10 protein-coding genes are annotated in these 12,937 nt (G+C 68.1%); 8 read left to right on the top strand and 2 right to left on the bottom strand.

Annotated features, from left to right (window positions below; genetic code table 11):
- Positions 1-6: 6 nt before the first annotated feature.
- Positions 7-933 carry a cation diffusion facilitator family transporter gene (locus FGL94_RS03620; RefSeq protein ID WP_144921013.1) on the bottom strand — a complete coding sequence of 309 codons (927 nt, stop codon included), beginning with the start codon at positions 931-933 and terminating at the stop codon, positions 7-9.
- A 190-nt stretch (positions 934-1,123) separates the two neighbouring features.
- Between FGL94_RS03620 and FGL94_RS03615 the strand changes: the two genes are divergently transcribed.
- Both FGL94_RS03615 and FGL94_RS03610 read left to right on the top strand, forming a co-directional pair.
- Positions 1,124-2,545: a DUF7289 family protein gene (locus tag FGL94_RS03615; protein ID WP_144921011.1), complete on the top strand. Its 1,422-nt coding sequence runs from the start codon at positions 1,124-1,126 to the stop codon at positions 2,543-2,545.
- 159 nt (positions 2,546-2,704) lie between these two features.
- Positions 2,705-3,406 carry an HD domain-containing protein gene (locus FGL94_RS03610; protein WP_144921009.1) on the top strand — a complete coding sequence of 234 codons (702 nt, stop codon included), beginning with the start codon at positions 2,705-2,707 and terminating at the stop codon, positions 3,404-3,406.
- 39 nt (positions 3,407-3,445) lie between these two features.
- Here FGL94_RS03610 and FGL94_RS03605 read toward each other — a convergent pair whose 3' ends face one another.
- Positions 3,446-4,108, bottom strand: coding sequence for a TetR/AcrR family transcriptional regulator (locus tag FGL94_RS03605; RefSeq protein ID WP_144921007.1), 663 nt, complete (start codon positions 4,106-4,108; stop codon positions 3,446-3,448).
- Positions 4,109-4,277: 169 nt separating this feature from the next.
- On the opposite strand from FGL94_RS03605, the gene FGL94_RS03600 reads away from it, so the two are divergent.
- From FGL94_RS03600 to FGL94_RS03575, 6 genes are all read left to right on the top strand, one after another.
- A complete protein-coding gene (locus FGL94_RS03600; protein WP_144921005.1) occupies positions 4,278-5,966 on the top strand; it encodes a COG1361 S-layer family protein in 1,689 nt (562 codons plus the stop codon).
- Between the two features lie 84 nt (positions 5,967-6,050).
- The gene (locus tag FGL94_RS03595) at positions 6,051-8,549 is read left to right on the top strand and encodes an efflux RND transporter permease subunit (protein WP_144921003.1); all 2,499 of its coding nucleotides are present in this window, start codon (positions 6,051-6,053) and stop codon (positions 8,547-8,549) included.
- Between the two features lie 272 nt (positions 8,550-8,821).
- Entirely contained in the window at positions 8,822-9,067 is a 246-nt protein-coding gene (locus FGL94_RS03590) for a YhbY family RNA-binding protein (protein WP_128904590.1), read from the top strand.
- Complete coding sequence (locus tag FGL94_RS03585) at positions 9,067-9,960, top strand: mechanosensitive ion channel family protein (protein ID WP_144921001.1); 894 nt, start codon at positions 9,067-9,069, stop codon at positions 9,958-9,960. The genes FGL94_RS03590 and FGL94_RS03585 overlap by 1 nt, the downstream gene beginning before the upstream one ends.
- Before the next feature lie 84 nt (positions 9,961-10,044).
- A complete protein-coding gene (gene trkA / locus FGL94_RS03580) occupies positions 10,045-11,382 on the top strand; it encodes a Trk system potassium transporter TrkA (RefSeq protein ID WP_144920999.1) in 1,338 nt (445 codons plus the stop codon).
- A gap of 7 nt (positions 11,383-11,389) precedes the next feature.
- The gene (locus FGL94_RS03575; protein WP_144920997.1) at positions 11,390-12,892 is read left to right on the top strand and encodes a TrkH family potassium uptake protein; all 1,503 of its coding nucleotides are present in this window, start codon (positions 11,390-11,392) and stop codon (positions 12,890-12,892) included.
- The last annotated feature ends 45 nt before the right edge of the window (positions 12,893-12,937 follow it).

Raw genomic sequence — 12,937 nt, 5'->3', positions numbered from 1 at the left:
GGAACGCTAGGAGACGTCTCTGTCGCCGCCGTCCGCGGCGTCCTTCCACTCGCCGACACCCGAGGGGTCGAGGTGGACGTGGACGTCACCGACGTCCTCCAGCTCTCGGAGCCCCGTGACCAGTTCCGTCTCGACGTCGTGAGCCTCCCGGAGCGTCATGCCGCCGTCGACCTCGACGTGGACCTCGACCTCGAGGTCGGTGCCGTCGTAGTACACCGTCAGGTCGTGGACGCCCTCGACGGCGGGGTTCTCGCGGAGCGCGGCGGTGACGCGCTTCCGGTCGGCGGCGGGCGGCGCCGCGCCCACGAGGTAGGTGACGTTCTCGCGGGCGATCTCGACCCCCTGATAGACGACGAGGACGCTGACGAGCGCCCCGGCGACCGGATCGAGGATCGGGAACCCGAGCAGGACGCCGAACACGCCGACCAACGCGGCGATCGTCGTGTAGATATCGTTGAGGCAGTCGGCCGCGAGCGCGGTCAGCGCGGTCGACCCCAGCGTCGCGTTCACGCGGTCGGTGTACCAGTAGAGGAGGTACATGTCGGCCATTGCGAACAGCAGCGCGGCGACGAGGACGGGGCTCGCGGCGACCTCGATCGGCCCCACGAGTCCGAGTACCGACTCGCGGAGGAGTAACAGCCCGAGCACCACGATGGTCGAGCCCACGAACAGCGCGGTCAGCGGCTCGATCCGCTGGTGGCCGTGCGGGTGGGTCTCGTCGGCGTCGTCGTATCGCGACCCGCCCCAGACGAACACGACCGCGCTGGCGACGAGGTCGGCGACGGAGTGGGCCGCGTCCGCGAGGAGGGCGATACTACCGAACGCCAGCCCCGCCGCCCCCTCGGCGGCGATCTTCACCGCGTTGCCGATGACGTTCACCCCCGCGGCGCGTTGGAACCGCGCCTTCTCGCCGCTCTCCCACGGGCCCCACATACGTGTCGGTCGTCATCCCCCGGCCTTAAGAACCTCGTCGTCGGAATCACCGCGGTTCGGACGCCGCGTGCCGGACGCCGCGAGCGTCGTGTTCCCAACGCCGCGCTCCCGGCGCTGCGGTGGCCCGTGGGGTATCAGAACTGATTGTCGGCAGTAGACGTTTAAATATCTCGGCGGTGAACGCCTTCGTATGAAACACGGCGAGCGCGGCCAAAGCGAGGTGATCGGGGTCGTGCTCCTGTTGGCGATCACGATCGGCGCCGTGACGGTGACGGTGGCGACCGGGAGCGCGGCGCTCGGGCTGGTCACCGACGAGGCCCGCTCGGCGAGCGTGGAGAACGGGATGTCACAGCTCAGCTCGCAGTCGAGCCTCGTCGCGCTCGGCGAGACGGACGCGCGCCGGTTCGACCTCGGTTCCGTCGACGGCGGACAGCTCCGCCTCGACGAGAGCGCGGGGCGCGTCGAGGTACGCATCGAGAACGGGACCGACACCACCGTCACGTACAACGGGTCGATCGGGACGCTGGCGTACGTCGGTGACCGGCGCACCGTGGCGTTGCAGGGCGGGGGCGTCTGGGCGACGGAAGGCGGTCGCGGGCAGATGATCTCGCCGCCGGAGTACCACTACCGCGGTGAGACGCTCACCTTCCCGATCGTTCGGCTGACCGGAGCGGAGTCGTCGCCCGCGAGCGGGACCGGCGTCGTCCGCCGGACCGCGGGCAATTCCAGCGCAGTCGCCGAGACCGAGAACCCCCTCCGGAACGGGACGGTCGTCGTCGAAGTCGAGAGCGAGTACTACGAGGGGTGGTACGACTTCTTCGTCCAACGCGCCGACGGCACGGTGACGAAGGACGACGCGAACCGGACGGCGACGGCCCGGCTGGTGGTGCCGGAGGAGGTGAGTTTCGATCGGGCGATCACGCTCGAAGGGGAGTACACACACAAAAGCAACAACAACGGGCTCAGCGAATCGAAGTACACCGAGCAAGCGGTTCATCGTTCGCCCGCGTCGATGATCGAATCCAACCTACAGGACAGTGCGGATTCCAGCAATTTGTCGAACTGTTTCGACTCGGGAAGCGCCTGTACGAGCGGCACGTACTACGCGTCCGGCGATGTCGCCGTCGACGAGCGAGTCGAGTTCGACACGAGCGACGGCGACATCGAGATCGCGGTCGACGGAGACCTCGATCTCGGCGGGAATGAACTTGAGATCGCGAACGAGGGCGATGGGGTCGTTCGGTACTACGTCAACGGATCCGTGTTCGCGAACGGCGACGCGACGGTCGGGACGACCGGCGCGTCCATCGAAGCGCGTCGGAATCAGTTCTACGTCCGAGAGGGGTTTCTCGAAGACGGCCCCGGCCAGGGGAACGTCGACATCGACGCCGTCGTCTACGCTCCCAACTCGGACACAGATCTCGCCGGAAACGTCAGGCTCCGCGGCGGCTTCGTGTTCAACAGTTTGGCCACGAGGAGCAACGCGTTCACCGTTGAGCAAGACGAGGCACTCGAGGATATCGAGATCCGGATCACCGGCGGTCCGGGGCAGAACCCGCTCACCTACCTTCACGTGAGCGAGAACGTGGTCGAGATCGACTTCGATCGGTGAGGCCGACTTCGCTCCGTGAGGTCGGATTCGATCGATCTCGTGTGAGACTGACGGAATCGACTACCGATCCGAGCGAACGTCGGGCGGTAAGCCCGTCGTAACGACTAAGAACGAAACGCTCCTCGGTTACGGTAATGAACGACGAGTTTTTCGCCCGAGGTGGTTCCCGTGGGCGTCGAGATTAAGGAAACGGAGGTGAGCGACGAGGACTTTGAGGAGATGAAAGGGTTTGTGAGAGATTATCTCGCAGCCAGCGTCGAGAGCGAGGAGGACGGCGGTCGGATGCGCTGGTACCCCTGGCACTCCGCGGACTACCGGTTCAACCACATCCTCAACGTCGTCGACCTGGCGACCGAAATCGCCGAAAGCGAGGGCGCGGACGTGGACGTGGTCCGCGTGGCTGCGGTGTTCCACGACGTAGCGAAACTGGAGGCCGAACAAGACGTACACGCCGAAGCCGGCGCGCGCGTCGCCCGCGAGTACTTACAGAGCCGCGGCAACTATCCGGAGTCGTTCATCGAGGAGGTGTGCGGCGCAGTCGTCGACCACTCGTACACCGGCGACCTCACGGACGTGTCCCTAGAGAGTCGGTGTCTGATGGAAGCCGACCTGCTGGACAAGGTCGGCGCGAACGGCGCCGTGTTAATGTTACTCCGGATGGGGTACGAATCGCGGACCCACATGGACTCCGCGAAGATGGTCGATCGGGTGCTCCAGCGCGCCTACGACCACACCGATCGCGTCGTCTCCGACACCGCCGAGAGCATCGCCCACCAGCGCATCAAGCGCGTGAAGTGGTTGCGAGAGTGGCTCGAAGAGGAGGTTTCGCGGATGGACGCCGACGGCGTCACCGATCGCTGATCCGATGCCGCCGATCCGGGCGTCTTCGGTCGCCGCCGCTCAGGCGTCGGGATCGACCTTCGGGAGCACCGTCTCCAAGTACCGACGGATCCCCCTCTGGGTGTCGTCAGTCCACTCGCGGTCGGTCGTCGTCGCCCAGCGTAACATTCCGCCGATCGCGAGCGTCTGAAGCGTCGACGCGACCTCGGCGGGCAGGACCGCGTCGTCGGACGCGTCGGTTCGTTCTCCGGCTCGCGTCGCCTCTCGCACCTCGGCCGCCGCCTCCCGGACCGTGCGTTCGAGGAACGAACCGAACACCCGGTCGCTGCGGTCGAAGTGGTCGCGGTAGGCGTCGTCGGTTGCGGCCTGCGTGCGAAGCTCGATAATGGCGGTCATGAACCGCCCGTCTGGTCCGTATTCCCCGTGGATCGAGTCGGGATCGGTCGTCGCCGCGACGTACGTGTCGAGCCGCTCGCGTGGCGTCATATCGAACGCGCCCGCGGAGACAGACGCTTCGAAGCCGTCGAGCAAAAAGCCGAGCAGGTCGACTAACAGCTCGTCTTTCCCGTCGTAGTGGTGATAGACGAGCGAGGGGCTCTTGTCGAACTCCTCGCCGATCCGGCTGATCGTGAGGTCGGCGTATCCGTGCTCGCAGAGCGCGCGGAACGCCGCTCCGAGGATCGCCTGCCGGGTGTCGGCCGGCTCCGCGAAGGGGTCCTTCATGGACTACCTACCGGGACCGAGTATATATCGATCCTGATTGAACGTTCATTCAACACGCTTATGTTGCGAGCGTCCGACACGAACGTATGACTCGATCCGGTGCAATCGACGGGCGGTCTGGCGGTCGCTGCGGCGTCGCAGCCGGGGGATCCGACGTCGGAGGGCGGAGATGAGCCGGGCCGCACGGATCGGCACGCTGGTCCTCGCGTTCGTCGCTGCCGGAGCGCTCGTCGCCGGCGTCGCGCTCTCCGGTGCGGCCGCGCCCGCGACGGGCGACACACCCGACCGCGGGCAGGCAGCGTTGGCGGGGAGCGGGGCGTCCGTTGAACAGACAAACGGATCCGGTGCGAGCCAGGTCCGCGGATCTCCGGATATCGACATGTTCCTCTCTCAGCCGACGGTCCCGTCCGGCGGGGAGTCGACGGTCACGGTCGACCTTCTCAACTCCGGAGAGATGCAAATGGGGAACCAACTCGATCCCAGGGTGACGACGGCGCGTAGTGTCAAAGTTGAAGCGGAGGCCGAGGACGATCGCCTCTCCGTCACCTCAGGAGAAGCGGCGATCGGAGACGTCCCGACTGGCGTTCCAACAGCAGTTCCTATCAGCGTTTCCGTTCCGGATGACGTGAGTGACGGCGAGTACGATATCGAGGTCACGGCGCGATACCGGTATACTCGAACAATCGTACCGAGTCAGGACAACCACTACGACTCACCGGGGACGGAGAGCGTTGACGTCACGATCGTCGTCGACGACGGCGCGCGGTTCGCGATCCTCGACACCGAGACGGACGCGCAGGTCGGCGGGAGCGGCGACGTGACCGCGACGCTTCGGAACGTCGGCGACGAGGCCGCCCGCGACGCGGTCGTCACCGGGACCGCGACCGGCAGCGGCGCCGTGATCGGCGGCGACGGCAGCGGCGAGGCGTTCGTCGGGAACTGGGAGCCCGGCGAGAACCGGACCGTGACGTTCGACTCGACCGTCTCGCCGGACTTCGGCGGCGGAGCGTACGCGTTCGTCTCGACGGTCGACTACCGCGACCGCGACGGGATCGAGGAGACGGCCCCCTCCTCGCGAGCGGGCGTCGTCCCCGCCCCCGAGCAGTCGTTCTCGGTCGAGGACGTCGAGGGCACCCTCGAAGTCGGCTACTCGGGAACCGTCTCCGGGACGCTCGCGAACGAGGGACCGCTCGACGTCGACGACGCGGTGTTGGTCGCTGACCCGCAGAGCCAGCGGGTGAGCCTCGGCGAGAGCCGGTACGCGCTCCCCGACATCCCGGCCGGCGAGTCGGTCGAGTTCTCCTTCGACGCGGACGTGAACGGCAACGCCGACCCCGGACCGCGACAGTTCCGGTTCACGACCGAGTACACGAGCGGCGACTCGACGATCGCGGTCGACGAGACCCGTCGGATCGAGGTCGCGCCGCGCCAGCCCGAGTTCGACCTCGTCGCCGACAACACGACGGTGCCGGCCGGCGAGACGCGGCGGATCTCCTTCGAGATCACGAACCAGCGGCCCGAGACGCTCTCGTCGATCAACGCGGGGCTGTACGCCGACAGCCCGCTTTCGGCCCCCAACGACGAGGCGTTCGTCGACGAGCTCGAACCCGGCGAGTCGACGGATATCTGGTTCGAGGTGTCGGCCGCGCCCGGCGCCAGCGTCGAGACCCACCCGATCGAACTCGACTTCCGGTACAACGACGAGCGGGGCAACGACCGGATCTCGGACGTGAGCCAGTACCCGATCGAGGTGACCGAGTCCACCGACGACGGGGGGCTCCCGATCACGGCGCTCGTCGTCGGCCTGCTCGTCGTGGTCGCCGGCGCGGGAGCGGTCGTCTGGTACCGGCGGCGGTAGCCGGATGACGGACACCACACCCGAGCGACCGCGCGAGCGGCGTCCGCCGCTGGCCGGTGACCGACGCGACCGCCGGAGGCGACCGTGACCGCCGCCGACCGGTTCGTCGAACGGGTCGACGAGTTCGTCACCGAGCGGCCGGGCGCGGTGATCGCCGTCTTCCTCCTGATCAGCGTCGTCGCCGTCGGCGGGCTCGGCGGTATCGAGACGAGCGCCGGCGCCGACCAGTTCACGCAGGACATCCCGGCCCAGCAGGCGTTAGACGACATCGACGAGGAGTTCGAGACATCCATCGGCGGGTCGGCCACCGCCGCGCAGGTGATCGTCACCGACGACAACGTGCTCTCCCGGCCGACGCTGATACGGATCTTGGAGACCCAAGAGCGACTGGAGTCGCGGTCGACGCTCCGGGTGGGGTCGACGTCGAGCCACGCGGACGCGATCGCTCGCCGGCTCGACCCGACGGCGGAGACCGCCGCCCAGCGGCGTGACGCGGTGGCGGAGGCGAGCCCGCGGGAGCTTCGGGGGGCCATCGCCGACGCCGACGCGGCGGGCGCGGTGGCGGCGCAGGTGTCGGTGGACTACAACCCGACCGCCCAGACCGCCGACGCCGCCATCGTCGGGATCACCTACGACGTGCCCGACGCGGCGACGACCGCCCGGGTGACGGAGCTCCAGACGCGCAGCGTCGGCGTCGTCGACTCGGTACCGGGCAACGAGGCCGGCGACAACGCGATCCTCTTCGGCGACGGCGTGCTCCAGTCGGAGATCACCGCGCTGCTCGGCGACACCGCGATCATCGTGTTCCCCGCAGCGCTGCTGTTGATTCTGGGCTTTCTCGTGTTCGCCTACCGCGATCCGATCGACATGGGTATCGGGCTCGTGGCGCTCCTGATGGCGCTGCTGTGGACGTTCGGGTTCATGGGGTACGCACAGATACCGTTCTCCGACTCGCTCGTCACCGTCTTCCCGCTGTTGCTCGCGGTCGGGATCGACTTCGGGATCCACATCGTCAACCGCTACCGCGAGGAGCGGGGCGAAGGGTTGGGGATCGCGGCCGCGATGCGGACGACGACCGACCAGCTGCTCATCGCGTTCCTGCTCGTGACGATCACCACCGTGTTCGGGCTCGTCTCGAACGTGGCCAGCCCCTTCGAACCCAACCGGGACTTCGGGATCGTCGCCGCCGCCGGGATCGTGTTCACGCTCGTCGTCTTCGGGATCTTCCTGCCCGCCGCGAAGGTGCTCGCGGACCGCTGGCGCGAGCGCCTCCCGATCCCCGAGTTCGGCACGACCGCGCTCGGCGCGGGCGACTCGCGGCTCGGCCGCGTGCTGCGCGTCGGCGTCGACCTCTCGCGAGTCGCGCCGGTCGTCGTCGTCGCCGTGCTCCTCGTCGGCGGCGCGGTCGGGGGCGCGTACGGCACCGGGGTGAACACGGAGTTCTCCGAGGAGGCGTTCTTCCCGGACGAGGACCGGCTGGAGACCTACTCGAACCTCCCCGAGCCGTTCGCGCCGACCGACTACACGTTCCTGCGCGTGCTCACGCTGTTCGAGGAGGAGTTCGAGCAGGACTTCGTCGGGAGCGTGACGCTGTACGTCGACCAGTCGGTGCGAGACGACGACGCCTTAGAGCTGATCGACCGGACCACGCGCAACCCGCCCGACACCTTCGCGACGACCGACGAGCGGCGCGCGGCCTCGACCAGCGTCGTGACCGTCATCGAGGACCAGGCGGCGCGAGACCCCGAATTCGCCGCCGTCGTCAACCGCAACGATCGGCTCGGGACCGGAGTGCCCGACCGCAACGTCGACGAGGTGTACGACGCCCTGCTCGACTCCCCGGCCGAGGGGCAGGCCCGCGGCTACCTCGCGGCGGACCGCGGAAGCGCGCGGATCGACTACACGATCCGACCGGGCGTCGACAACTCCGAGGCGGTCGCGGACGTGCGCGACCTCGCCGAGCGCACCCCGCTGGAAGCGGTGCCGACCGGGAGCCTCGTCGTCAACGAGGCCGTGATCGATCGGCTCACCGAGTCCGCGATCCGGAGCCTCTTCGCCGCGTTCGCGCTCACGGCGGTCTTCCTCGCGCTGTCGTACGCCTACCTGGAGGGGAAGGCCGTCTACGGCCTGCTCAACCTCGTGCCCGTGCTCGTCACGGTCGGGCTGCTGGTGGGGTCGATGCGGCTGTTCTCGATTCCGCTGACGCCGATCAACGCCCCGATCCTCTCGGTGTCGATCGGGCTCGGAGTGGATTACACCGTCCACTTCGTCCACCGGTTCGTCGACGAGTACAAGGCGGGACACGCGATCGACGAGGCGCTGGACATCACCATCGCCGGCACCGGCGGCGCGCTCACCGGGAGCATGCTCACGACCGTCTGCGGGCTCGGCGTCCTGTGGCTCGCCGTGATCCCCCTGCTCCGCGATTTCGGCGTGCTGCTCGCGCTGGGCGTGCTGTACGCCTACCTCTACTCGATCCTGCTCGTCCCCTCGCTCGTCGTCGTCTGGGACCGGTACGGGGACCGGGTCGGACTCGGGCTCGACGGGGGACTCCGCGAGACGTCGGGCGAACGCGCGGACTAGTCGCTCGTCGATCTCTCGTCCTCACCGACGCGCTCGACCGGCTGTTAGAGACGGAGACGCCGGAGGACACCGCGGAATACGTCGAACTCGGCCGTCATCATCGACGACCCCGAGGAGCCGGACCCCACTGTCGAGCGCGAACGGGATTCGTAGCGCGCGATCTGTAGACCGCCTCCGCGAGAGCGTCCGCGAGCCCGATCAGCCGGCCCGCGAGCCCGATCAGCCGGCCCGCGAACCTCAAGCTTCAATGCGCGCGGCCGACTCCACCGTGTATGAGCGACCAACAGCTTCGCAAGGAGGCGCACGACCTCGACGTCACCGTCTGGGTCGGGAAACACGGTATCGACTCGGTCGTCGACGAGCTCGACGACCAGCTCGACGACCGAAAGCTCGTGAAGGTGAAGTTCCTCCGCGCCGCGCGGGGCGGGACCACGACCGATGAGCTCGCCGCGGAACTGGCTGACGCCGTCGACGCGGATCTGATCGAGACCCGCGGCAACACGGCGGTGCTTCACTGATGGGCGCCGCGGCCGACGGAGCCGCGGTCGTCGCGGTCGCGGGCACGCTGGAACCGTACCTCGGCCCGCTGACCGGGCTCGTCGTCGACGCCGCGATCTTCCTCCTCGTCGTCGTCGCGACGTACGTGCTTTATAAGTCCGTTATCGCGCCGCTGACGGCGCGACTGTTCGACAGACAGGGGCTCGACGAGCACGCCCGGCGCCCGCTCCAGAAGCTCGTGGCGTTCGTCGTGCTGTTCGCGGGCGTCACCGTCGCGTTCGGAGCGGCGGGGTATCAGGGGTTCCTCCGCTCGCTGGCGACGATCGCGGCCGCGGCGACGCTCGCGATCGGCTTCGCGCTGCAGGACGTGATCAAGAACTTCGTCGCGGGCGTCTTCATCTACACGGACAAGCCGTTCCGCATCGGCGACTGGATCGAGTGGCAGGGGAACTCGGGGGTCGTCGAGGACATCTCCCTCCGGGTCACCCGCGTTCGGACGTTCGACAACGAGCTGCTCACGGTGCCGAACCACGCCCTGACGAGCGACGTGGTGAAGAACCCGGTCGCGAAGAAGACGCTGCGGCTGAAGTTCGTCTTCGGGATCGACTACGAGGACGACGTGGAGAAAGCGACCGACATCATCGTCGAGGAGGCCGAGAAGAGCGACGCGATCCTGGACGACCCCGCGCCCTCGGTCCGGCTGACCGAACTGGCCGACTCGTACGTCGGCCTGCAGTCGCGGATCTGGATCGAGGACCCCTCGCGGGCCGACTTCGTGAAGGCCCGCGCCGACTACGTGAAGGCCGTCAAGCAGCGGTTCGACGAGGAGGGCATCTCGATCCCGTTCCCGCAGCGCACCGTCTCGGGGCGGAACGAGTGGGCCGAGCCCTCGTCGTTCGGCGGGAAGTCGTAGGCGCCCGTCGAACGCGATCTCGCGCGGCGATCCGGTCGTCTCCCGATAGTAACGAACTTGAGGGTCGGGTCTCTGGTTGCGCCCATGCATGTGGTCGTCATCGGGGCCGGCGAGGTCGGGACGAGCATCGCTGCGAGCCTCGCGTCGGACCACGAGGTCGTCGTCGTCGACGTCGACCCCGACCGCGCGGAACAGCTCAAGTACGAACTCGACGTGCTCACGATCGCCGGCGACGGGACCACCTCGGAGATCCAGACGGCGGCCGACGTCGGACGGGCCGACATGGTGATCGCCTGCACCGACAACGACCAGACGAACCTCGTCGCCTGCGGGGCCGCGAAGACGCTCGGCGAGGGGTTCACCATCGCCCGCGTGAAGAGCACGGACTTCCTCCGGACGTGGGAGGGGAACGAGGGCGCCTTCGGCGTCGACTTCATGGTGTGTACCGACCTCCTGACCGCGGAGAACATCGTCCGCGTCATCGGCCTCCCCGCCGCCATCGACGTCGACCCGTTCGCGAGCGGGCTGGTCCAGATGGCCGAGTTCGAGATCGACGAGGAGAGTCCGGTCGCGGGACAGACCGTCTCCCAGGCCGACCGCTTCGAGTCGCTCACCTTTGTCGGTCTGTTCCGCGACGGGGAGATGACGATCCCGCGCGGGGACACCGGTATCAAGGCCGGCGATCGGGCTGTCGTGATCGGGAGCCCGGAGAGCGTTCAGGCGTTCGCGACCGACGTCGCGCCGGAGACGACCCCCGGCCGCGCCGACGAGATCGTCGTCGTGGGGGGGAGCGAGATCGGGTACCAGACCGCCCGACTGCTCGAAGAGCGCGACTTCAAACCGCGGCTGATTGAGCGCGACGCCGACCGCGCGCGGTGGCTGGCGGAGAATCTCCCGAACACGGTCGTGATGGAACACGACGCCACCGACACCGAGTTCCTCTCCCGCGAGCACGTCGACGACGCGGACATCCTCGTCACCGCGCTCGGGTCCGACGAGCAGAACCTGCTCGTCTCCGTGCTCGCCAAGCGGCTGGGCGTCGACCGGGTGATCGCGGTGGTGGACAGCCCCGACTACGTCACCGTCTTCGAGGAGATCGGCATCGACATCGCGATCAACCCCCGCACCGTGACCGCCGAGGAGATCACGCGGTTCACCTACGAGAGCGTCGCGGAGAACATCGCCGTCCTCGAAAACGACCAGGCCGAGGTCCTCGAACTCGAACTCACCGAAGGGTGCGGGCTCACCGGCCGGCCGATCTCGGAGATCGTCGCCGACAGCGACGTGCGGTTCGTCATCGGCGCGATCACCCGCGATCACAAACTCGTCACCCCCCGCGGAGACACCGTGCTCCGGGCCGGCGACCACGTCATCCTGTTCGTGGAGTCCGACTCCGTGAGCGAGATCACCTCGATGGCGTGAAAGGACCGTGACCACCACGATCCGGGTCGGTTGGCGGGCCAGCGTCGGACTCACCGGCGACGTCCTCGCGGCCCTCCCGATCCCGCTCGCGTTCCCGCTGCTGATCGCCCTCTACTACGGCGAGTCCCCCCTCCCCTTCCTCGCGGCGATCGCGGTCTCGCTCGCGCTCGGCGCGGCGTTCCGGTCGGTGCAGGACCCGGCGGTCGACCTCGGGCCCCGCGAGGCGTTCCTCGCGGTGGCGCTGATCTGGTTCCTCGTCGCCGCGGTCGGCGCGATCCCGTTCGTCGTCGCGGGCGTGGGGACGGTCGCGCACCCGGTGAACGCGCTGTTCGAGGCGATGAGCGGGCTGACGACGACGGGCGCGACCGTCCTGCGGGACTTCTCGATCCACTCCCGGTCCGTGATGATGTGGCGACAGGTGATCCAGTGGCTCGGGGGACTCGGTATCCTCATCCTCGCGACCGCGGTGCTCTCCGAGATCGGGGTCGGTGGCGCCCAGCTGATGGAGTCGGAGTCGCAGACCCAAGACGTCAACAAGCTCACGCCGAAGATCTCGCAGACGGCGCGGCTCATCTGGGGGATCTACTTCGGGCTCACGGGGCTCGCGATCGCCGTCTACTTCCTGCTCGGACTCGCCGTCGACCCGCAGATGGACCTGTACAACGCGGTCGCGCACGCGTTCACGTCGGTCGCGACGGCCGGATTCTCGCCGGAGCCGCTCTCCGTCGGCGCGTTCCACCCGCTCATCCAGTGGGCCGTCGTCCCGTTCATGGTGATCGGCTCGACGAGCTTCGTCCTCATCTACTTCGCCATCAACGGGGAGCCGATGCGCCTGTTGCGGAACGAGGAGTTCCACTTCTACCTCGGCGCGATGGGGACGCTCGCGTCGATCGTCGCCGTCGGCCTGTTCCTCGATCCCACGATCACCTTCGGCGCCGAGGCGACGATCCGCCACGCCGTCTTCAACGTCGCGTCGATCGTGACGACGACGGGGTACGCCAGCACCGACTACGTGCTGTGGGCGCCCGCGGCGAAGCACATGCTGTTCATGGGGATGTTCGTCGGCGGAATGGTCGGGTCGACCACCTGCTCGATCAAGTCGCTGCGGTGGCTGGTCGCGCTGAAGTCGTTCCGCCGGAACCTCTACACCGCGATCCACCCGGAGTCCGTTCGGCCGGTCCGGATCTCGGGCAAGCCGGTCGACGAGGGGGCGATCCGCGACATCTACGCGTACCTCCTCCTGTCGCTCGTCATCTTCTTCCTGCTCGCCGTGGTCATCGTCGTCGACGCCGAGCGCGCGAATCTCCGCGTGGACGAGTTCGAGGCGCTCGGCGCGGCGGCGACGACGTTCCTCAACATCGGCCCGGCGTTCGGCGACGCGGGACCGTACGGGACGTTCGCGACCTTCCCGATGAGCACTCGGGCCGTGATGATCGTCCTCATGTGGATCGGACGGATCGAGATCATCCCGGTGCTCGTGCTGTTCACGAAGGCGTTCTGGACGTCGTAGCGTCCCTCGGCGGTCAAGTCTCGAGCGACGGAGTCGGCGTCGTTG

Origin of the sequence: Halorubrum salsamenti (assembly GCF_007671685.1) — an archaeon.
Classification (GTDB): domain Archaea; phylum Halobacteriota; class Halobacteria; order Halobacteriales; family Haloferacaceae; genus Halorubrum; species Halorubrum salsamenti.
Note: the sequence above shows the minus strand (reverse complement) of the source record. Positions and strands in the feature narration are given on the sequence as shown.